This is a genomic window from Planococcus shenhongbingii, from assembly GCF_030413635.1.
GTDB lineage: Bacteria > Bacillota > Bacilli > Bacillales_A > Planococcaceae > Planococcus > Planococcus shenhongbingii.
Map to the genome: position 1 here is coordinate 1,613,250 of NZ_CP129235.1, position 21,368 is coordinate 1,634,617.

The 21,368-nt window shown below is 46.7% G+C and carries 20 protein-coding genes, 1 other RNA gene and 1 other annotated feature; of the genes, 19 read left to right on the plus strand and 2 right to left on the minus strand.

Annotation, left to right across the window (positions count from 1 at the left end):
• Positions 1-172: 172 nt before the first annotated feature.
• From aspS to QWY16_RS08030, 3 genes are all read left to right on the plus strand, one after another.
• A complete protein-coding gene (aspS, locus tag QWY16_RS08020) occupies positions 173-1,948 on the plus strand; it encodes an aspartate--tRNA ligase (protein ID WP_300992512.1) in 1,776 nt (591 codons plus the stop codon).
• 54 nt (positions 1,949-2,002) lie between these two features.
• A non-coding RNA gene (gene ssrS, locus QWY16_RS08025) (6S RNA) lies at positions 2,003-2,189 on the plus strand.
• Positions 2,190-2,296: 107 nt separating this feature from the next.
• Entirely contained in the window at positions 2,297-3,061 is a 765-nt protein-coding gene (locus tag QWY16_RS08030) for a tRNA threonylcarbamoyladenosine dehydratase (RefSeq protein WP_300992514.1), read from the plus strand.
• Positions 3,062-3,337: 276 nt separating this feature from the next.
• Here the strand turns inward: QWY16_RS08030 and QWY16_RS08035 are convergent, their stop codons facing one another.
• Entirely contained in the window at positions 3,338-4,624 is a 1,287-nt protein-coding gene (locus tag QWY16_RS08035) for a replication-associated recombination protein A (protein ID WP_300992516.1), read from the minus strand.
• A gap of 135 nt (positions 4,625-4,759) precedes the next feature.
• Here QWY16_RS08035 and cymR point away from each other — a divergent pair, with 135 nt between their 5' ends.
• From cymR to mtnN, 15 genes are all read left to right on the plus strand, one after another.
• Positions 4,760-5,176 (plus strand): cysteine metabolism transcriptional regulator CymR, encoded by a 417-nt coding sequence (cymR, locus tag QWY16_RS08040; protein ID WP_300993342.1) that lies wholly within the window; start codon positions 4,760-4,762, stop codon positions 5,174-5,176.
• Between the two features lie 13 nt (positions 5,177-5,189).
• Entirely contained in the window at positions 5,190-6,323 is a 1,134-nt protein-coding gene (locus QWY16_RS08045; protein WP_300992518.1) for a cysteine desulfurase family protein, read from the plus strand.
• Positions 6,324-6,337: 14 nt separating this feature from the next.
• Complete coding sequence (gene mnmA / locus QWY16_RS08050; protein ID WP_300992520.1) at positions 6,338-7,456, plus strand: tRNA 2-thiouridine(34) synthase MnmA; 1,119 nt, start codon at positions 6,338-6,340, stop codon at positions 7,454-7,456.
• Between the two features lie 14 nt (positions 7,457-7,470).
• A complete protein-coding gene (locus QWY16_RS08055) occupies positions 7,471-8,130 on the plus strand; it encodes a tetratricopeptide repeat protein (protein ID WP_300993345.1) in 660 nt (219 codons plus the stop codon).
• 23 nt (positions 8,131-8,153) lie between these two features.
• The gene (gene recD2, locus QWY16_RS08060; protein ID WP_300992521.1) at positions 8,154-10,595 is read left to right on the plus strand and encodes an SF1B family DNA helicase RecD2; all 2,442 of its coding nucleotides are present in this window, start codon (positions 8,154-8,156) and stop codon (positions 10,593-10,595) included.
• A gap of 257 nt (positions 10,596-10,852) precedes the next feature.
• Positions 10,853-11,063 (plus strand) — a binding site (T-box leader).
• Between the two features lie 58 nt (positions 11,064-11,121).
• On the plus strand, positions 11,122-13,746 hold the full coding sequence (gene alaS / locus QWY16_RS08065; RefSeq protein ID WP_300993348.1) for an alanine--tRNA ligase: 2,625 nt from the start codon (positions 11,122-11,124) through the stop codon (positions 13,744-13,746).
• Between the two features lie 89 nt (positions 13,747-13,835).
• On the plus strand, positions 13,836-14,102 hold the full coding sequence (locus tag QWY16_RS08070) for an IreB family regulatory phosphoprotein (protein WP_300992522.1): 267 nt from the start codon (positions 13,836-13,838) through the stop codon (positions 14,100-14,102).
• 2 nt (positions 14,103-14,104) lie between these two features.
• Complete coding sequence (ruvX, locus tag QWY16_RS08075; RefSeq protein WP_300992523.1) at positions 14,105-14,521, plus strand: Holliday junction resolvase RuvX; 417 nt, start codon at positions 14,105-14,107, stop codon at positions 14,519-14,521.
• Between the two features lie 13 nt (positions 14,522-14,534).
• Positions 14,535-14,843, plus strand: a complete 309-nt coding sequence (locus QWY16_RS08080; protein ID WP_300992525.1) for a DUF1292 domain-containing protein — start codon at positions 14,535-14,537, stop codon at positions 14,841-14,843.
• Positions 14,844-15,067: 224 nt separating this feature from the next.
• The gene (gene mltG / locus QWY16_RS08085) at positions 15,068-16,192 is read left to right on the plus strand and encodes an endolytic transglycosylase MltG (protein WP_300992527.1); all 1,125 of its coding nucleotides are present in this window, start codon (positions 15,068-15,070) and stop codon (positions 16,190-16,192) included.
• A gap of 278 nt (positions 16,193-16,470) precedes the next feature.
• Positions 16,471-17,091, plus strand: a complete 621-nt coding sequence (locus QWY16_RS08090; RefSeq protein WP_300992529.1) for an O-methyltransferase — start codon at positions 16,471-16,473, stop codon at positions 17,089-17,091.
• A 25-nt stretch (positions 17,092-17,116) separates the two neighbouring features.
• Positions 17,117-17,740 (plus strand): uridine kinase, encoded by a 624-nt coding sequence (gene udk, locus QWY16_RS08095; RefSeq protein WP_436837170.1) that lies wholly within the window; start codon positions 17,117-17,119, stop codon positions 17,738-17,740.
• 86 nt (positions 17,741-17,826) lie between these two features.
• On the plus strand, positions 17,827-18,303 hold the full coding sequence (gene greA, locus QWY16_RS08100) for a transcription elongation factor GreA (protein WP_300992531.1): 477 nt from the start codon (positions 17,827-17,829) through the stop codon (positions 18,301-18,303).
• 130 nt (positions 18,304-18,433) lie between these two features.
• Positions 18,434-19,144: a YrrS family protein gene (locus QWY16_RS08105; protein WP_300992533.1), complete on the plus strand. Its 711-nt coding sequence runs from the start codon at positions 18,434-18,436 to the stop codon at positions 19,142-19,144.
• A 50-nt stretch (positions 19,145-19,194) separates the two neighbouring features.
• Entirely contained in the window at positions 19,195-19,896 is a 702-nt protein-coding gene (mtnN, locus tag QWY16_RS08110) for a 5'-methylthioadenosine/S-adenosylhomocysteine nucleosidase (RefSeq protein WP_300992535.1), read from the plus strand.
• A 36-nt stretch (positions 19,897-19,932) separates the two neighbouring features.
• Here mtnN and pssA read toward each other — a convergent pair whose 3' ends face one another.
• Positions 19,933-20,472 (minus strand): CDP-diacylglycerol--serine O-phosphatidyltransferase, encoded by a 540-nt coding sequence (gene pssA / locus QWY16_RS08115; RefSeq protein WP_300992537.1) that lies wholly within the window; start codon positions 20,470-20,472, stop codon positions 19,933-19,935.
• Between the two features lie 95 nt (positions 20,473-20,567).
• On the opposite strand from pssA, the gene QWY16_RS08120 reads away from it, so the two are divergent.
• A complete protein-coding gene (locus QWY16_RS08120; RefSeq protein WP_300992539.1) occupies positions 20,568-21,341 on the plus strand; it encodes a phosphatidylserine decarboxylase in 774 nt (257 codons plus the stop codon).
• The last annotated feature ends 27 nt before the right edge of the window (positions 21,342-21,368 follow it).

Genomic DNA, 21,368 nt, shown 5'->3' on the forward strand with positions numbered 1-21,368 from the left:
AGACCCCGCAAGGAGCGAAGCGACTGAGGAGGCTTGGCGCCCGCCCGCAGGAAAGCGTAGCTGTTTAGCGGAATATCGACTGGTGAAAAATATTATTTCAACTTAGTACATGAATTTAACATTTCAATGAGTTAAATAAAGAATAACGATTATAAATTTTGGAGGAATAGATATGTCGAGATCGCATTATAGTGGAGAAGTCAACGAATCGGCCATTGGCCAGCGCGTATCATTAAAAGGATGGGTGCAAAAGCGGCGCGATTTAGGCGGCTTGATCTTTGTCGATGTCCGCGACAGAAGCGGCATCGTCCAAGTGGTGTTCAACCCTGAAATTTCCGAACAAGCAGCAAAAATCGGCGAAACATTGCGCAACGAATTTGTGGTGCATATTGAAGGATTGGTCGTTGCCAGATCAGAAGGCCAAGTCAATCCAACGATGAAAACCGGGACAGTGGAAGTGCAAGTGGACCATGCGACGATTATCAACGCAGCGAAAAACCCGCCGTTTGCAATTGACGACAACACAGAGGTCAGTGAAGACTTGCGCTTGAAATACCGCTATTTGGACCTTCGCCGGCCGGCAATGTTTGAAACGTTCAAAATGCGTTCGGACATTACAAAATCGGTTCGCCGATTCCTGGATGAAGAAGGCTTCCTGGAAGTGGAAACGCCGATTTTGACGAAATCGACTCCTGAAGGCGCGCGCGATTATTTGGTGCCAAGCCGTGTGCATGATGGCGAATTTTATGCGCTTCCTCAATCACCGCAATTGTTCAAGCAGATGCTGATGGTTTCCGGTTTCGATAAATATTATCAAATCGCCCGCTGTTTCCGTGATGAAGATTTGCGTGCTGACCGCCAGCCGGAATTCACACAGATCGATATGGAAATGAGCTTTAAATCAATGGAAGAAATCATCGAGATGAACGAACGTTTGATGGTCCGGATGATGAGCGATGTCAAAGGCATCGACATTGAACCGAAGTTCCAGCGCATGAACTATACCGAAGCGATGGACCGTTACGGTTCAGATAAGCCGGATGTGCGTTTCGGCCTGGAATTGGTCAACGTTTCCGATTTAGTGGAAAATTCTTCGTTCAAAGTGTTCTCCGGAGCAGTCCAAAACGGCGGACAAGTGAAATTGATCAACGTCAAAGGGCAAGCGGCAAATTATTCACGCAAAGATATCGACGCGCTTGGTGAGTTCGCTGCCGTATACGGAGCAAAAGGTTTGGCTTGGCTGAAAGTGGAAGCAGAAGGCATTAAAGGGCCGATTGCGAAATTCTTTGAAGGCGAAGCAGCGGCTGCTTTAACTGAACGTGCAGAAGCTGAAGCGGGAGATCTTCTTTTATTCGTAGCGGATTCTTCAGCGGTAGTCGCGGATGCACTCGGAGCTTTACGTTTGAAATTCGGCAAGGAACTCGGCTTGATCGACAACACACAATTTAAGTTCCTATGGATCACAGACTGGCCGTTGTTTGAATACGATGAAAAAGAAGGGCGCTATTATGCAGCTCACCATCCGTTCACAATGCCGTTTGAAGAAGACCTTGAGATCTTGACGACAGAACCTCAAAAAGTCCGTGCACAAGCGTATGACCTTGTATTGAACGGCTATGAACTGGGCGGAGGGTCATTGCGTATTTACCGCCGCGATATCCAGGAAAAAATGTTCCAGATGCTTGGATTCACTGACGAAGAAGCCCGTGCACAGTTCGGCTTCCTGATGGAGGCATTTGAATACGGAACGCCACCGCACGGCGGAATTGCTTTTGGTCTGGACCGTCTCGTAATGCTATTGGCAGGCCGCACGAACTTGCGTGACACCATTGCTTTCCCGAAAACGGCGAGCGCCAGCGATTTATTGACGGATGCACCAAGCCCGGTTTCACAAGCGCAGCTTGAAGAATTAAGCCTATCGGTTAGTATTCAGAATAATGAGAAATAACTAGAGTAAATATCTTGTGCAAATAAATAAGGTATGCTAACATACAAGTAGTAGAGAATCCTGATGTGTTCGTTTTAAGCTATTCAGTTTTGACCCAACATTTTGTCGTCGGGAGACCAAATTTTATCATGGCTAACATGCCTCTTTAGCGGGAAGTTATAAGTGATAAAGCGGTCACCCACCTGCTTGAAGCGGGTTCAAAAACGATATGCAACACAAGGACGGCACGATTGGGATTCTCCATTATTTTAACTTTACGCCCTTCGGCAATTTGTCGGAGGGTTTTTATTTGTGTATAATTCCTATTAGACAGACGTATCATCTTTGAATTTGAAGGGCAGGGAAATCATGTTACATCAATTTTCACGAAATGAATTAGCAGTAGGCAAAGAAGGAATCGAATTGTTGAAAGGTACAACCGTCGCTATACTGGGCGTTGGCGGAGTAGGTTCTTTTGCTGCTGAAGCATGTGCCAGAAGCGGCGTAGGACGGATTATACTGGTCGATAAAGACGATGTCGACATCACCAATATCAACCGCCAGTTGGTCGCCAATTTATCGACCGTCGGCAAATCGAAAGCCGGCGTCATGAAAGACCGGATCGCGGATATCAATACGGAATGTGAAGTGATTTCTTTACATATGTTCTATACCGAAGAAACGTATGAAGAATTTTTCAGCTACGAACCGGATTATGTTATTGATGCATCGGATACGATGATTTATAAAGTTCACTTGATGCAGGAATGCTATAAACGCGGCGTCAAAATCATTTCAAGTATGGGTGCTGCCAATAAAACCGACCCGACGCGTTTCCAGATTGCTGACATCTCCAAAACACATACGGATCCACTGGCAAAAATCATCCGCAAAAAATTGCGCGAAGCGGGTATCCGCAAAGGCATTCCAGTCGTGTTTTCGGACGAAAGCCCGATCGTGATTCGCCAAGACGTGGTAGAAACAGTCGGCAAGCCGGATGCAGCTATCCGCAAAGCGAAAATGCCGCCAAGTTCGAACGCCTTTACACCGTCAACTGTCGGCTTGATTTGCGCCAGCTGGGTAGTCAATGATATCACCCGCTCGATTCCCATCGAACGCGTCAGAAATAATTAAAGAACAAGCCGGCTCATCTTGCGAGCCGGCTTTTGTGTGGGGAATTTAAAAAAATGGATGCCAAAAGAAAGAGCGCTTTTCGCTGGCGCAAAGCATCAAAATCGGTCGTAGAGTTTGCTTTCGGATGTCGAATTATGGTGAACGCAAATAAGCTCTTCACGAACGCAAATAAAAGTTTTTAAACGCAAATAAACCATCCACGAACGCAAATAAAATTAGCTAAGCGCAAATAAATAAAGAAAAAGCCATTCCGCGGACGGAAATGGCTTCGACTATTTATTTTTTCTTCCGGAATGATTTCAATTTCTCGTAGATTCCAGCGTATTTCTTCTCCGCGCCAGCAATCACCGGCTGATAATACTCCGCAGACTTCACTTCTTTCGGCAAATAATCCTGGTCGACCCAGCCGCCGTACGATCCAAGCGGCGTGTCGTGCGGATATTTATAGCCGCCGTGGCCGAGTTCGGCTGCACCGGCATAATGGCCATCGCGCAAGTGCATCGGGATATCGCCCGTGTCGCCTTTATTGATCGCCGCCATGGCTGCGTCGATTGCTTTGTAGGCGGAATTGGATTTTTCCGATAAGCACATCTCGGCAACCGCTTGCGCGAGCGGGATGCGGGCTTCAGGCAAGCCGAGCCGGTCTGCCGCTTGGCAGGCAGCCAGCACATGGCCGCCGACTTGCGGATTAGCGAGGCCGATATCTTCATAAGCCATGACCAGCAAGCGGCGCGTCACAGCTGTAAGATCGCCATTTTCCAAAAGATGCCCCAAATAATACATGGCAGCATTGACGTCACTGCCGCGCACTGATTTTTGCAGCGCGGACAGCAGATTGTAAAAATGGGAGCCTTTTTTATCGCCGAAAACGCCGACGCGTTTGATCATTTGTTCGACCATTTGGTCTTCGACGATATATTTGCCATCACGCTCATCCGATGCGACAACGATCGATTCGAGCATCGTCAATGCTTTGCGGGCATCTCCGTTGGTGCCTTCCGCGATGCGTTCGACTTGCGCCGGTGAGATTTCAATTTCATAATTGCCCAGTCCGCGTTTCGAATCGGACAACGCATTGTTCAAGAGCTGGACGATGTCTTCATGCTTCAGCCGTTTCAGCTGCTTGATTTCGCCACAGCGGGAACGGATTGCCGGGTTGACGTCATGGAAGGGATTTTCCGTCGTGGCACCGATCAGCACGATGGCGCCGCTTTCAACATGCGGCAATAGCGCGTCTTGCTGGAGTTTATTGAAACGATGGATTTCGTCCAGAAACAGCAGGACTTTGCCGGTGATGCGCGCTTCAGCGACTACTTCTTCGACGTCTTTCTTGCCGGACGTCGTTGCGTTCAGCGCGATGAAGGGCAGTTTGGAAGTGCCGGCGATGGCGTGGGCAATGGATGTTTTGCCGATTCCCGGCTCGCCGTAAAGCAGGATCGATGGCACATGGCCGTTCTGTATCATTTTATATAATGCCGTATGCGGTCCGATGACGTGCTGTTGTCCGACAACTTCATCGATTGTCCGCGGACGCATACGAAAAGCTAAAGGTTCGTTCTGCAAATCAAAAAACTCCTTCCGTACATTCGTTCTATCAGTATATCGTTTTGACAAATAAAAGTCATTGCAAGTCCATTTCATGTAACGTATGATATACTATTTTGAAGAATAATTGGAATCTGATTCAGGGGTGTAATGATGAAAATATCAACAAAAGGCCGTTACGGCTTAACCATTATGATTGCGTTAGGAAAACATTACGGAGAAGGGCCCATTCCGCTCCGCAAAATTGCAGCGGACTATGATTTGTCTGAAGCTTATTTAGAGCAGCTTGTCGGGCCGCTTCGAAATTCCGGCCTGGTCAAAAGTGTACGCGGGGCTTACGGCGGCTATATGCTAACGCGTTCACCGAAAGAAATTTCAGCCGGTGATGTAATCCGTGTCCTTGAAGGGCCGATTCAGCCAGTTGAAGGCATTGAAGACGAAGCACAGCCACAGCGGGAATTATGGGTCCGCATCCGGGACGCGGTAAAAAATGTGCTGGATACCACGACGATTGAAGATTTAACCAAAACGCAAGACACCGATAACGAAAACTATATGTTCTATATATAAGGAGTCAGTCAAAATGAATCGAATTTATTTGGACCATGCGGCCACTTCTCCGATGCATCCGGAAGTGGCTGATGTATTTTCACAAGCGCTCGGGACTGTATTCGGCAATCCTTCGAGCATCCACGGAACGGGAAGAATCGCACGGAAAGCGCTGGATGATGCACGCCGCATATTTGCGAAAAGCATCAACGCCAACGACCCGGAAATCATTTTCACGAGCGGCGGGACGGAAGCGGACAACTTCGCGATTTTCGGAACGGCTGCCAAAAAGCAGGGAAAACACATTATTACTTCTACGATTGAGCACCATGCTGTTCTCCATGCCTGCGCTAAATTGGAAAGCGACGGCTATGACGTCACGTATTTGCCGGTTGACAAAAACGGCTTAGTGCGAGCAGAAGACGTGAAAAATGCTTTGAGGGACGATACAATTTTAGTGACCATCATGCTGGGCAATAATGAAATTGGGACCATCCAGCCCATTGCGGAAATCGGGGAGCTTTTGAAAGACACCGATGTCACATTCCATACCGATGCCGTCCAGGCGTATGGCGTTTTGCCGGTTGATGTGGAACAGTTGCATGTGGATTTATTGTCCGTATCCGCCCATAAACTGAATGGACCGAAAGGCATCGGCTTTTTATACCAGCGCAAAGGCACGCCGCTCGCTCCGTTATTATATGGCGGGGAACAGGAACGGAAACGCCGCGCAGGAACCGAAAATGTTCCGGCGATCACAGCGTTCGCCAAAGCGGTGGAAATTTCACTAGCAACGATGGAGCAGAAACAAGCTGCCTATCAGGGATATAAAAAAATCTTCAAAAACGTTCTCCGGGAGGAAGGCGTAGAATTCAAGGAAAACGGCATCAACCCTTTGCCGCATATCCTGAATCTCAGCCTGCCTGGGATCGAAATCGAGTCGTTCCTTGTGAACTTGGACCTTGCCGGAATTTCGGCGTCGAGCGGATCCGCCTGTACAGCGGGTTCGATCGACCCGTCGCATGTTCTGGTCGCCATGTACGGCGACCAGGCGGAAGAATTGCGGAATTCGATCCGCTTCAGTTTCGGCATCGGCTTGACCGAAGCACAAATAACAGAAGCTGCTGAAAAAACAGCTCAAATCAGTAAGCGCTTGGCGCTAAAATGAAAAGGTGATTATAAATGACTGCGAAAGCACCACAAGATATACGTGTTGTCGTCGGCATGTCCGGAGGGGTCGACTCTTCGGTTGCCGCGTATTTATTGAAAGAACAAGGCTATGACGTCATCGGAATCTTCATGAAAAACTGGGACGACACCGATGAAAACGGCGTCTGCACAGCGACGGATGATTATGAAGATGTGATCCGTGTCTGCAACCAAATCGGCATTCCGTATTATGCCGTCAACTTTGAAAAACAGTATTGGGACAAAGTGTTCACTTATTTCCTGGAAGAATACAAAGCCGGGCGCACGCCGAACCCAGACGTGATGTGCAATAAAGAAATCAAGTTCAAGGCATTCCTCGAGCATGCCCTTAGCCTCGGTGCGGATTATTTGGCGACCGGCCATTACGCACAAGTCGAGCATATGGAAAACGGCGAAACAAAAATGCTGCGCGGCAAAGACAATAACAAAGACCAGACGTATTTCCTGAACCAATTAAACCAGGAGCAATTGTCGAAAGTCATGTTCCCAATCGGCCATATGGAAAAGAAACGGGTGCGTGAAATCGCACTTGAAGCAGGGCTTGCCACAGCTACGAAAAAAGACTCAACCGGCATCTGCTTTATCGGCGAACGCAATTTCAAGGAATTCCTCGGCCAATATCTTCCGGCACAGCCTGGCTCAATGGAAACGCTTGACGGCGTGAAAAAAGGAAGCCATGATGGCTTGATGTATTACACCATCGGCCAGCGTCAAGGCCTCGGCATTGGCGGAGCAGGAGATCCGTGGTTTGTGATCGGCAAAGATTTGGAAAAGAATATTTTGTATGTCGGCCAGAATATCAATCATGAAGCGCTGTTCTCTGACAGCTTGACTGCAGTGAACTTGAGTTTTACATCTGATACGGCACCGACGGGAACATTAAAATGCACAGCGAAATTCCGTTACCGCCAAGCAGATGTTGGCGTAACAGTTGAATTTAAAGGCGAAGAAGCCATTGTGACATTTGACGAGCCCGTCCGTGCTATTACACCAGGACAAGCGGTTGTTTTTTATGACGGCGAAGAATGCCTGGGCGGCGGAACCATCGACCGCGTCTTTAAAAACGGCGCTCGTCTGGAATATGTAGGTTAATAGGAGAGACAATGATGAATTATAACGAAATCGGCATTCAAGCCCTTCAAGAAGGAAATACCGAAGAAGCGATCAAAGCTTTTACGCAGGCGATTGAAGAAGAACCGAACAATCCGCTAGGCTATATCAACTTCGGCCATGTATTGACGTCTATGGACGATGTAGAGCGGGCAGAGCGTTTTTTCCAAAAAGCGATTGTGCTGGATGAAACTTCGGCTACCGCATATTACGGCCTGGCCAATTTGTATTTCAATGGGGAACGCTATGCGGAAGCATTGAAATTATATGAAAAAGCAGTGCAATACGGCCTTGAAGGAGCGGACGCGCATTTCATGATCGGCAAATGCTTCGAGAAATTGGAGCAGCCGAAACTGGCGCTTCCGTACCTTCAGCGTGCGGTCGAATTAGACCCGGCTGATGTGCAAGCGCGCCTGAGCTACGGCATAACGCTTGCTTCCATGGAATTGTTCGAGCTGGCGGAACCGCAGTTTTTGCAGGTTCTGGAGCAGGATCCGGATCACGCGGATGCGCATTATAACCTCGGTGTTCTTTACGCGGTATCCACAGACCGCGTCCAAGATGCCATGCACCATTTGAAACAAGCTTATACACTTGATGACCGCAATGAAATGGCGCGTTATGCGTATGATATGATTGCTACAAAACTACAATAAAACTGTGAAAGGAGACGGCAGATATGACCGGACAAATTGATTTATTCCATGAAGAAGCACAATTCGTGTTAGGCCGGCCCGTCGTCTCGATTTTTCACAATCCCCAAAATTTATTTTCCATCGCCAAAGTGAAAATCCAGGAAACCAACACCTCCTATCCAGAAAAGGAAATCATCGTTTCTGGCTATTTCCCGAAACTGTCGCTTGAGGAACAATACCGTTTTACGGGGGCTGTGAAAAATCATCCGAAATATGGTGTTCAGTTCCAAGTGAAAACTTTTACAAAAGAAGTTCCGGAAACCGAACAAGGAATCATCCATTATTTGTCGAGTGATATGTTCAATGGCATCGGCCGCAAAACAGCGGAGACGATTGTCAAAAAACTCGGTAAAGAGGCCATCAAAAAGATTCTGGAAGACCCGGAAGCGCTCGATGCAGTGCCGCGTTTATCCGATGACAAAAAAGATACGATCCGCTCGACGCTGCAGATGAACCTGGGGCTGGAGCGAGTCATGATCCAGTTGAATGACTGGGGATTCGGCCCTCAAGTCGGCATGCGCATTTACCAGGCGTACCGGGAAGAAACGATCGATATTTTAACGAAGAACCCTTACCGGTTGATCGAAGAAATTGAAGGAATCGGGTTCCAGCGCGCCGATGAACTTGGCGCGAAACTCGGCATTACGGGAAGCCATCCGGACCGCATCAAAGCTTCGATTCTTCATTTATTGAACCAGGCTTCGCTGTCGGAAGGCCATGTTTATGTCGATGCCAAAACGCTGATTCCGCTTGTTAAAGAAATGCTTGAAATCAATCCGCGAGATGAAATACCGATTGAATTGATTTCAAAAGCGATGATTGAATTGAATGAAGAAGGCAAAGTGGCAGGGGAAAAAACCCGGCTTTATTTGCCGTCGCTTTATTATTCAGAACTGGGCATTGCAACGAAACTGGAAACGATGCTGGCTTCCCAAGCGAAGCGCGAACGTTTTCCTGCCTCGGAAGTGCGGCGGGCGCTTGGGGAAGCGGAAGAACGGCTCGAGGTCAATTATGCCGAAACGCAAGTGGAAGCCATTGAAAACAGCATCAACTCTTCGGTCATGATCTTGACCGGGGGGCCGGGAACCGGCAAAACGACGGTCGTCCGCGGCTTGGTCGAAGTGTATGCCGAACTTCACGGCTTGTCGCTCGATCCAAAAGACTATGCCAAGAAAAAAGAGCCGTTCCCCATCATTTTGGCGGCGCCAACAGGGCGGGCAGCGAAACGGCTCAGTGAATCGACGGACCTGCCAGCGATGACGATCCACCGTTTGCTCGGCTTTAATGGACAGGAAAAAGAAGAAGAAACCGAACGCGATATTGAAGGCCGGTTGATCATCATCGATGAAATGTCGATGGTTGATACGTGGCTGGCGCATCAATTGCTGAAAGCCGTTCCTGAAGATGCCCAGATCATTTTCGTCGGGGACCAAGATCAATTGCCGCCAGTCGGGCCGGGCCAAGTGCTGCGCGATTTATTGGAATCAAAACGCATCCCGACCGTCGAACTGACTGATATCTACCGGCAGTCCTCCGGATCATCGATCATTGAACTGGCCCACCAAATGAAAGTTGGCCAGTTGCCGGCCGATATCACGGCGAAAACAGCGGACCGTTCGTTCATTAAAGCGGGACCTGAACAAGTTCCGGAAGTGGTCGAAAAAGTAGTGAAAAGCGCTCTTGCTAAAGGCCATTCCATTAAAGACATCCAAGTGCTCGCGCCGATGTACAAAGGACCGGCCGGCATTGATGCACTTAACCGCATGATCCAGGAAATGGTCAATCCGAATCCGGACGGCAAACGGAAAGAACTGGTTTTCGGCGATATCTCATACCGCATCGGCGATAAAGTTCTGCAGCTCGTCAACCAGCCGGAAAGCAATGTTTTTAATGGCGACATGGGGGAAGTGGTCGCCATTATGAAAGCGAAAGAAACGGTCGAGAAGCAGGACATGCTGGTGGCTTCTTTTGACGGCATTGAAGTGGAATACCAGCGCAGCGACTTGAACCAGCTGACGCTCGCGTATTGCTGCTCGATCCATAAAGCACAAGGCTCGGAATTTCCGACGGTCATCATGCCCGTTGTCCGCAGCTATATGAAAATGCTGCGGCGCAATTTATTGTATACGGGAATCACGCGAAGCAAAGATTTCCTGATTCTTTGCGGCGATCCGCAGGTGTTCCGCTACGGTGTTGAACGGACAGATGATGTCCAGCGCATGACCACATTAAGAGAACGGCTGCAGCTGCCTGAAGAAGAAACGGCTGCCGCGGAAACTGAAGCTGAAACAAAAGAGAGCACCGTAGCCAGTGAAAAAGTTAAAGAACCGGCCGGCTCGGTGAGCTTGACGGCGGAAAACGCCAACACGATCCATCCGCTGATCGGCATGGAAGGCATCAAGCCGCAGGATTTTCTCGAAGCGTAAAACAAGCGTCCTCCGCGGGCGCTTTTTTTTCGGGGATTTTTCCGATAGAAGCGTATTTTGTTGGCTGCTGGTCGTATTTTAACTTTAACTGGGCGTATTTCGGCCGCAATGGAGCGTATTTTTGCATTTATCGAGCGTATTTCAAAATCACGCACTCTGCATGCCGAAAAATATATTTAATTCACAGAAAGCGCCAGTCCAATCGTCTCTATTGACACAGCAGAGCGTTTTTCTATATAATTCAATCTATATAAATAAACAACACACAGATGGAGACAGTATAAAATCCGCATCCGCTTAGAAAGAGGTTCCTCGGCTGAAAGAACCTTCGCCATGCAATTTTAGAAAGCTACTCCGGAGTGCAGCTAATCCCTGCCGTAAAGCCGCGTTAAGGCGTAATGAGAGACATGGGTGAAAGTTGCCTGTGTAATTAGGGTGGTACCGCGAAATAAAGCCTTCGTCCCTTGCGCAAGCGCAAGAGATGAAGGCTTTTTATTATGCTTAAGGAGGAAGACAGATGAAAACCATGAAGACGATGAAAGCTGCAGACATCAGAAGATTGTATCTCGAATTCTTTAAAGAAAAAGGCCATGACCAGGAGCCGAGCGCACCGCTTGTGCCATTTGAAGATCCTTCTTTGCTGTGGATCAACAGCGGTGTGGCAACACTGAAAAAATATTTTGACGGCCGTGTGATTCCGGAAAACCCGAGAATCGTCAACGCCCAAAAATCGATCCGGACAAACGATATCGAGAACGTCGGGAAAACAGCCCGCCACCATACATTTTTTGAAATGCTCGGAAACTTTTCAATCGGCGATTATTTTAAAAAAGAAGCGATCCACTGGGCTTGGGAATTCTTGACCGATGACCGTTGGATGGGCTTCGAACCGGAGAAGTTGTCCGTGACGATCCACCCGGAAGATGAAGAAGCATATGACATCTGGCTCAACGAAGTCGGAGTGCCGGCTGAACGCATCATCCGCTTGGAAGGGAATTTCTGGGATATCGGTGAAGGTCCGAGTGGCCCGAACTCCGAGATTTTCTATGACCGCGGTGAATCGTATGGCAGCGACTCGAACGACCCTGAATTGTATCCGGGAGGCGAGAATGACCGTTACCTGGAAGTCTGGAACTTGGTGTTCTCGCAGTTTAACCACAACCCGGACAATACTTACACACCGCTTCCGAAGCAGAACATCGACACCGGAATGGGGCTTGAGCGCATGGCTTCGGTTGTGCAGGACGTTCCGACAAACTACGATACCGATTTGTTCATGCCGATTATCCAGAAAACCGAACAGATTTCCGGCAAGAAATACGGGGAAGACGGGGAAGCCGACATGGCATTCAAAGTCATCGCTGACCATGTCCGCACCGTTGCTTTTGCAATCGGCGACGGCGCATTGCCATCCAACGAGGGCCGCGGCTATGTGTTAAGAAGACTGCTGCGCCGCGCTGTCCGCTATGCGAAGAAACTGGGCATTGAAAAACCGTTCATGTATGAATTGGTGCCGGTTGTGGGCGATATCATGAAAGACTTTTACCCTGAAGTCAATGAAAAACAGGATTTTATTATCCGTGTCATGAAATTGGAAGAAGAACGCTTCCACGAAACGCTTCACGACGGACTGGCGATTTTATCGTCGGTTGTCGAACAGCAAAAAGCGGCAGGTCATACGGAAATTCCGGGTGAAGATGCTTTCCGCCTTTACGATACGTACGGCTTCCCGGTGGAACTGACGGAAGAGTATGCGGAAGAAAGCGGCATGGCAATCGACCATGCGGGCTTTGAAGCGGCAATGCAAGCACAGCGCGACCGGGCACGAAAAGCGCGCCACAGCGTCAATTCGATGCAGACGCAATCCGAAGTGCTGGGCAGTATTACAGAGCCAAGCGAATTTATCGGCTATAGCTTAACGGCAGCTGAAGCGAATGTGCTGGCAATCATCAAAGACGGCGAACTGGCTGACAGTGCTCAAGAAGGCGAAGAAGTTCAAGTGATGTTGGACCAGACGCCATTTTATGCGGAAAGCGGCGGGCAGATTGCCGACCGCGGAACCTTGAGCAATGATTTGGTGCAGGTATCTGTGCTTGACGTTAAAAAAGCGCCAAACGGCCAAAACCTGCATTCGGTGCGTGTTGATTCGGGTGAATTGACAAAATCAGCTGTTTTTGCAGAAGTTGACGCAAGCGAACGCCGCCATACGGTGAAAAACCATACAGCGACACACTTATTGCACCAAGCGCTTAAAGATATTCTTGGAACGCATGTTAACCAAGCGGGATCATACGTTGGGCCAGACCGTCTGCGTTTTGACTTCTCGCATTTCGGGCAAGTAACAAAAGAAGAGCTCGAGCAGATTGAACAAATCGTCAACGAGAAAATTTGGAGCGGCATTGACGTCCAAACCGGCTACCATAACTTGCAGGAAGCAAAAGATATGGGAGCGATGGCGTTATTCGGCGAGAAATACGGCGACGTTGTCCGTGTGGTTGAAATCGGCGGCTACTCACTAGAACTTTGCGGCGGTGTCCATGTCGTCAACACTTCAGAAATCGGCGTCTTCAAGATTGTTTCAGAAAGCGGCATTGGTGCCGGCATCCGCCGCATCGAAGCGGTCACCGGCAAAGGGGCATATGAGAACTTGAAAGACAGCGAGCGGACGCTTGAAGAAGCGGCAAGCCTGATGAAAACATCTTCAAAAGACCTGGTCCAGAAAGTGCAGACGTTCCAGCAGGAAATGAAAGGGCTGCAGCGTGAAAACGAGTCGCTGATGGCGAAAATTTCAAATGCACAGTCTTCCGAATTATTGAGTTCTGCACGCCAAGTCGGCGATATTACGGTTCTTTCCACGAAAGTGGAAGCGAAAGACAATAACCAGCTGCGCCAGATCATGGATGACTTAAAGCAGAAGTTTGAAAAAGCGGTCATCGTTCTCGGTGCGACAGACGGCGAAAAAGTGATGCTGATTGCCGGCGTCACAAAAGATTTGACTGGCGGGAACTATCATGCCGGACAAATCGTCAAACACGTAGCAGAACAGTGCGGCGGCAAGGGCGGCGGCCGTCCAGATATGGCGATGGCAGGCGCAAAAAACCCGGAAAAACTGGGCGAAGCTTTGGAATCTGTCTACAACTTGCTCAAATAGGTTTAATAAATACCCAAAATCGTATATAATATAATTCAGACAGCGAGAGCGGTTTTCTCCTATCTAGATCCGAAAGCGAGGTGCTTGTCGTGAGTTCATTTGATCAAACTATGAAATTCAATCCGTCTGATGAATCGATGGAGCAGGAAGTGAAGCAAGTGATGCTTCAAGTCCATGCTGCACTTGAGGAAAAAGGCTATAACCCGATCAATCAGATTGTCGGATATTTATTATCAGGTGATCCGGCTTATATTCCTCGCCACCAGGATGCACGCAATATGATCCGCAAACTCGAGCGGGATGAAATTCTGGAAGAGCTTGTAAAGTTCTATATCAAAAAGAATAATGAGGAATAAGCATGAGAATAATGGGACTGGATGTCGGTTCAAAAACAATCGGAGTTGCCATCAGTGATGCGCTTGGCTGGACAGCCCAAGGCATCGAGACGGTTAAAATCAACGAGGCTGTAGGAGAGTATGGATTTGAGCGCTTAGGCGAATTGATCAAGTCTTATGAAGTCACCCAGGTCGTAGTCGGTTATCCGAAAAACATGAACAATTCAATTGGTCCGCGAGCAGAGGCATCGGAAAAGTTTGCAGCTTTGCTGGAAGAAGCGTATGCTATACCGGTGGTCCTTTGGGATGAACGTCTGACGACAATGGCGGCGGAGAAGATGCTGATTTCAGCTGACGTCAGCCGGAAAAACCGCAAAAAAGTGATCGACAAGATGGCAGCGGTCATGATTTTGCAAGGCTATCTTGATTTTAAAAAATAATGAGGTGACGCAAATGGAACACGGACAAGAACACATTACAGTCGTTGATGAAAACGGCAACGAGCAGCTATTTGAAGTACTATTCACATTTGACTCAGAACAATTCGGGAAATCGTATGTATTGTATTACCCGGTAGGCGCTGAAGAAGATGAAGATGGTGAAATTGAAATCCAAGCTTCTTCATTCACTGAAAACGAAGACACAGACGGCAAAATTGCTGGCGGCGAACTTCGCCCTGTTGAAACTGACGAAGAATGGGACATGATCGAAGAAATGCTGAACACGTTCCTTGACGAAGAAGAAGAAAACGAAGAGCTTTAATCTAATGGAGCAAGGGGCGGAATTGAAAGCAGATTCCGCCTTTTTCTTTTGTCTGGAATTAGGTATACTGATAAGGAGAAACTTCACTCAGTGGCGCTTCTTTATCTTTACGCAGATTAGATGAACAAATCGGGTTTTAACGGCCAGTGGACCTCCGCCTTTAAAAGCGGGGGACATACTGGCCTTTGAAACGGGGGAAAGCAAAAAGCTAAGGGGGGGAACCCGTGGACAAGCAGTCGAAAAAAGAAATAATGTTCGACCGGATGAGTGAAAAGAAAAAAGAAGTGAAAATCGTCCGTCGGATTGTGTTGATCATCACATTGGTCCTTTTGATTGTTGTGGGCATTGCAGGATTTCAAGCCTATAATTATGTGACTGATGCATTGAAGCCGGTAGACCCGGATTCAGAAAAAGTGGTGAACATCGAAGTGCCGATCGGCTCGAATTTGGACAGCATTTCCGCACTGCTGGAAGAAAACGGCCTTATCGCCGATGCGCGCATCTACAAGTATTACGTGAAATTCAAGAACCAGGCTGATTTCCAAGCCGGGACATACGGGCTGCTGCCTTCTATGACTCTTGATGAAATTACCGAAAGCTTGAAAACCGGAAAAGTCTACCGTGAACCGCTGTTCAATATTACGGTGCCTGAAGGCCTGACAATAGACGAAATCGCTGAAAATGTCATTGCCAAAAAGACAAAATTCACTGCTGAAGAATTTTTGGCTAAAGTGCAGGATCCACAGTACATTGATGAATTGATGGTCAAGTACCCGACTTTGCTGACAGATGAAATCAAAGGCGAGAATGTCCGTTATGCGTTAGAAGGCTATTTGTTCCCTGCCACCTACGCATTTTATGAAGAAGATCCATCGCTGAACTTAATAATTGAGCAAATGCTTGAAGCGACAGAGGCAAATGTCGTACAATATCAAGCGGTACTCGAAGAGATGGGGGAAACGCCGCATTGGCTCCTGACATTCGCGTCGCTGCTGGAAGAAGAAGCAACAGCACAGTCCGACCGGCAGACGATTGCCAGCGTGTTCTATAACCGCCTGGAAGCGGATATGCCGCTGCAGACAGACCCGACCGTCATTTATGCGATGGGAGAACACAAAGAACGTTTGTTCAATAAAGACTATCAATTTGAGCATCCTTATAGCACTTACACCAATAAAGGTTTGCCGCCCGGCCCGATTGCTTCAGCCGGAGCGTCGTCCATCCAGGCCGTATTAGACCCAGCCAATACAAAATATTTATATTTCCTTGCTGATTCTACCGGCAAAAATCATTTTGCTATAACTTATGACGAGCATTTAGCGAACCGCGACAAATACATCGGCCAATAAAGTGAAACTGCAATCCGCGGGAGTTTCACCCCCGCGGATTGCTAGTTGAACCAATCGGACTTTTACGGACAGTGGAGCTTCCGCTTAAAAAAGCGGGAGTCATACTGCCCGTTAAAGCGGGATAAAGAAGCCGGGTCTTTTGTTTCTGCTGCATGGCAGTTATAAGGACCTGCTGACGCAAGGTGAATAAAACAAGAAGGAGGCGGTCTCGCTTTCCTTCTTGTTTTATGTTAGTATAGGAAGTAATTTTTGCTGCAGGTAAAAAGGAGCTTTTAGGAATGGAAGATCATCAACAACTGCCGGAAATATTGGCGGCATTAAAAAACTATGCGGAACAGCATCATGTCCCGATCATGGAAGAACAAGGAATCAGCGAACTCATCGAGCTTTTGAAAAGCCAGCAGCCGAAATCGATTCTGGAAATTGGAGCCGCAATTGGGTTTTCAGCCATCAAAATGGCTTCTGAATTGCCGGATTGCACAGTCGATACCATCGAACGTGATGACGGCAGGTATAATAAAGCAGTGGAATTCATCGGGCAATCCGGTCTTGAAAACCAAATACGGATTTTTCATGGAGATGCGCTTGAGCTGGATTTGGACCTTTTAAAACCGGCATATGACGCTATTTTTATAGATGCCGCTAAAGGGCAATACGAACGGTTTTTTGAAAAATATGAAAAGCTTTTGTCTGAACGTGGAATTATTTATTGCGACAATATGCATATGCACGGTTTGTCAGAGCAGGAAATTTCAGAGGTTCCGAGAAGAAAACGGACGATGATCCGGAATTTAAGAAAATTTAAAGAATATATGTTAAATCACCCGTCTTACGAAACGACGCTGCTGTCTGCAGGAGATGGAATCATGATTTGCAGAAAAAAAGCGCAGGAAAAATAATGAAGTTTGCAAGGAGCTTGAAAGCATGTCTAAAAACCGTCCGGTCGTAATCGGAATTGCAGGTGGTTCGGGCTCAGGTAAAACGAGCGTGACGCATTCCATTTATGAAGTATTCAAAGATCACTCGGTAGTGGTGATCGAACAGGATTATTATTATAAAGATCAAAGCCATTTAGCGTTTGAAGAACGTTTGAAAACGAACTATGACCATCCGCTGGCATTTGATACAGATTTACTGATTGAACACATCAACAAATTGCTGCAACGGCAGCCGATAGAAAAACCGGTTTATAATTATGCGCTACATACGCGTTCTGATGAAACTGTATTGATTGAGCCAAAAGACGTCATCATTCTTGAAGGCATTCTGGTTCTGGAAGATCAGCGCCTCCGCGATTTGATGGACATTAAGCTGTTTGTGGATACGGATGCGGATTTGCGCATAATTCGCCGGTTGCTGCGCGACATCAACGAACGGGGACGGACCATCGATTCCGTAATTGATCAATATTTAAGCGTTGTGCGCCCTATGCATAACCAGTTTATCGAGCCGACAAAACGATATGCGGATGTGATTATTCCAGAAGGCGGGCAAAACGAAGTAGCAATTGATTTAATGGTTACAAAAATTAAAACAATTCTTGAATAGATTGACAGTTTATAATATGATGAGACCAGACTGGCGGGTGTTTACCAAAAATCATCCAAAGTCAGCAGTTTAAGGAGTGGGGAATAATGGCGAACGAAAAACAATTTCCAATGACAGCTGCAGGAAAGCAGAAGTTGGAGGAAGAACTGGATTTCTTAAAAACTGTAAAACGGAAAGAAGTCGTTGAGCGGATTAAAGTAGCTCGCAGTTTTGGGGATTTATCCGAGAACTCTGAGTATGATTCGGCTAAAGAAGACCAAGCATTTGTGGAGGGCCGTATTTCTACGTTGGAATCGATGGTCCGGAATGCAGTTATCATAAATGAAAATGAATTAGATAGAGATATCGTCCGTTTAGGCACAACCGTAACTTTTGTGGAAGTTCCGGACGGCGAAGAAGAATCATATACAATCGTCGGGTCGGCAGAAGCGGATCCTCTTGAAGGCCGCATCTCCAATGATTCGCCTATTGCCAAAAGCATGATTGGACGTTCAATTGGTGAAAATGTTAAAGTTTTGACTCCAGGCGGCGAAATGGAAATTAAGATAGTTTCAATTACCTAATTCGGACAGCCATTCTTAGTTAGAATGGCTGTTTTTTTAAAAAAGGCCGATAATGAAACATTTCTTTTGCTAAAACGTCAAATTTGTAACATAGCATTATGCTAAAATAATTTGAAGAGGAGGCAAGAATATGAATGATGAAAAAAAACCTTATCCTTCTCGTTTGAATAAAAAGAACCGGTCGAATTCCATTCTAAATATGATGATTGGGTTGGTGTTTACTTTAGTTATTATTACCGGAGCTTTTATATTCTTTGATAATGGCGAACAAAGCGCCGAGGAACCGGAATCTGTCCAAATCACAACAGATACGGAACAGCAAACGAGTGAAGAAGGAAGCAACACTGAAGAAGCTGACGCTGCTGAAGACTCAGAAAAGGATTCTGAAGCTGAAGCCGAAAAAGAAAAAGAAGCGGAAGAAGCTGCTAAAGAAGAAAAAGAAAAAGCTGAAGAAGCCGAAAAAACAAAAGAAGGCAAAGTGACTGTTGGCGGCACGATTACACGGGAAGCTTCAAATGATCCCATCGTGGCAGAGTCGATCATCAATACGAGCTGGGAGCCGGTAGGCACTACTCAAAAGGGCAAGCATGTTTCGGTTTATGAAAAAGATTCAATCGATTGGAAAGAAAAAATCAAAGCTATTACATATGCGACGGGTCTAGCTGAAGACAATATGTATGTTATGATGATAAAAAATGGCGGTGGCCCTCAAAAGTCGATTGGTGTCGTCCAGTCTAAAGATCAATCAGAAAAATACCGTGTCCATTTGGAATGGATTGACGGAAAAGGCTGGAAACCCGTGAAGATGGATGTATTGAAAACACTGGAAGGCGCCTATTAAAAGGCGTCTTTTTTTTGAATAAAATTCATAGGCGAGAGGAAGATAGACAGATGAAAATCGGTGTAATCGGTGCAATGGAAGAAGAAGTGGAATTATTAAGAGGAAGCCTGGAAAACGCTCGGGTTGAGGAAATTGCAAACTGTGAATTTACCTCAGGTACATACAAAGGACAGGAAGTCGTTCTTTTAAAAAGCGGCATCGGCAAAGTAAATGCAGCAATGTCGACGACTCTTTTGCTTCAGCAATATAAACCGGATATGGTGATCAATACGGGATCGGCTGGAGGATTCGATCAAGAACTTGAAGTCGGTGCCATTGTTATTTCAGATGAAGTCCGCCACCATGATGTTGACGTTACGGTCTTCGGTTATGAAATGGGCCAAGTGCCGCAATTGCCTGCCGCTTTCCGGTCCGATGAAAAACTCGTTTCCATTGCAGTTAAAGCAGTTGAAGAACTGGGAGAGCATCCTTATGCAGTCGGGCTGATTGCTACCGGAGATTCTTTTATGAATGATGCGGAACGCGTAGAGAAAGTACGCGGATTCTTCCCGGACATGAAGGCCTCTGAAATGGAAGCAGCAGCCGTTGCACAAGTATGCCACCAATTTAATGTGCCATTTGTTGTCATCCGGGCATTATCTGACATTGCCGGCAAAGAATCGAATATTTCTTTTGACGAATTTTTGCCGGTAGCTGCCAAACATTCTACGGAAATTGTTTTAAATGTCGTAGAACGTCTCGCTGCAAAATAAAAAAGCTGGAAGCGTTGTATTGAACGCTTCCAGCTTTTATACTTTCCGTAATGTAAAAGTGCTGATCATTAATAAAGAACATAATATAAAGAGGAACATATAGGCAACGGGCGGAATAGTTGAAATACCGAAATAAGACAAAGTTACAACAGTTCCTGCTGCCGTGATCGGCAAGCCGGTAAAGTAACCGTTCGCTTCAGAAATATTAAAGCGTGCAAGACGAAAAGCGCCGCTCGCAATATAAATGACCGTGAATACCATTCCGGTGACTCCGAAATCGACCAGCACAAGCTCATAAATTAAAATAGCCGGTGCAATGCCGAACGATATAATGTCGCTCATGGAATCCAATTGTTTGCCGAGTTCCGACTCCTGATTGAATTTCCTGGCAACCATGCCATCAAAGCGATCCAAAAATGCAGCAATAAAAATAAATAGCACACTATAGCTGTAGAATTCGTTGAGTGCCGCCATTAGAGAGGCACCGCCGAAAGCCATATTGCCGATCGTCAGCACATTTGCTGCTTGTGATCTGAGTTTTTTAATTGTGTGATCCATTCGTTCTAGTATCAGCAATGGAAGACACTCCTTTTTTTTGTAAACTTCTTCACTTCATTATACTGTGAAAGAACAAAAAATGGTAGACTATTTTAAGCAATGGAGGTGTCCGTGTGAAGAAAAAGCTTTATCAGCGATCGATTGAATTGACGAATGGACCAGTCACATCAAGCTTAATCCGCTCTTTTGCCCAATCTTCGGCAAGCCGATGGGTGATTCCAAATTATATCAAAACTTACAAAATAGCTACGGCAGATATTGAAAATCATGTAAATTCTTTTCCGACGCTGCATGATTTTTTTATCCGTAAGCTAAAAGCGGAAAGCAGGCCAACTGCTGGACTGCCGGTTGTTTCCCCGGTAGACGGCAAAATTGAAATCTTAGGGGACATGCATGAAGGGATCCGTTTTCTGGTGAAAAACCAGCAATATTCATTAGCCGATCTTTTGGGCAATAACGGGCTGGCTGATGCGTATCAAAACGGCAAATACATTGTGCTTTATCTTTCACCTGCCGATTATCACCGAATCCATAGCCCCGCATCCGGGAATATCCTCAAACAATATGTTCTGGGAAAAAAATCTTATCCTGTCAATGGTCCAGGGCTTATGTACGGCAAGTCTCCGATCAGCGGCAATTACCGCATGATCACAGAGCTTGAAACGGCCTTCGGCAGTATGCTGGTAGTGAAAGTCGGTGCCATGTTCATCAATTCCATTAAATTGACGAACAATCAAAACTCATGGGAAAAAGGCGAAGAAGTGGCTTATTTCAGTTTTGGTTCCACCGTTGTGCTGTTCTTTGAAGAAAATCGCATTGATTTTTGTGGAAATGCGAAAAGCGGAGAACAGATCAAGGTGGGAGAAGCCCTTGCACATATGGTATAATCAATAGAATTAAGTTGGAAAACAGGA

Bases quoted from the DNA above. Each gene is read 5' to 3' on its own strand.
- aspS (WP_300992512.1), top strand. From the start codon at position 173: ATGTCGAGATCGCATTATAGTGGAGAAGTCAACGAATCGGCCATTGGC.
- QWY16_RS08030 (WP_300992514.1), top strand. From the start codon at position 2,297: ATGTTACATCAATTTTCACGAAATGAATTAGCAGTAGGCAAAGAAGGA.
- cymR (WP_300993342.1), top strand. From the start codon at position 4,760: ATGAAAATATCAACAAAAGGCCGTTACGGCTTAACCATTATGATTGCG.
- QWY16_RS08045 (WP_300992518.1), top strand. From the start codon at position 5,190: ATGAATCGAATTTATTTGGACCATGCGGCCACTTCTCCGATGCATCCG.
- mnmA (WP_300992520.1), top strand. From the start codon at position 6,338: ATGACTGCGAAAGCACCACAAGATATACGTGTTGTCGTCGGCATGTCC.
- QWY16_RS08055 (WP_300993345.1), top strand. From the start codon at position 7,471: ATGAATTATAACGAAATCGGCATTCAAGCCCTTCAAGAAGGAAATACC.
- recD2 (WP_300992521.1), top strand. From the start codon at position 8,154: ATGACCGGACAAATTGATTTATTCCATGAAGAAGCACAATTCGTGTTA.
- alaS (WP_300993348.1), top strand. From the start codon at position 11,122: ATGAAGACGATGAAAGCTGCAGACATCAGAAGATTGTATCTCGAATTC.
- ruvX (WP_300992523.1), top strand. From the start codon at position 14,105: ATGAGAATAATGGGACTGGATGTCGGTTCAAAAACAATCGGAGTTGCC.
- QWY16_RS08080 (WP_300992525.1), top strand. From the start codon at position 14,535: ATGGAACACGGACAAGAACACATTACAGTCGTTGATGAAAACGGCAAC.
- QWY16_RS08090 (WP_300992529.1), top strand. From the start codon at position 16,471: ATGGAAGATCATCAACAACTGCCGGAAATATTGGCGGCATTAAAAAAC.
- udk (WP_436837170.1), top strand. From the start codon at position 17,117: ATGTCTAAAAACCGTCCGGTCGTAATCGGAATTGCAGGTGGTTCGGGC.
- greA (WP_300992531.1), top strand. From the start codon at position 17,827: ATGGCGAACGAAAAACAATTTCCAATGACAGCTGCAGGAAAGCAGAAG.
- QWY16_RS08105 (WP_300992533.1), top strand. From the start codon at position 18,434: ATGAATGATGAAAAAAAACCTTATCCTTCTCGTTTGAATAAAAAGAAC.
- mtnN (WP_300992535.1), top strand. From the start codon at position 19,195: ATGAAAATCGGTGTAATCGGTGCAATGGAAGAAGAAGTGGAATTATTA.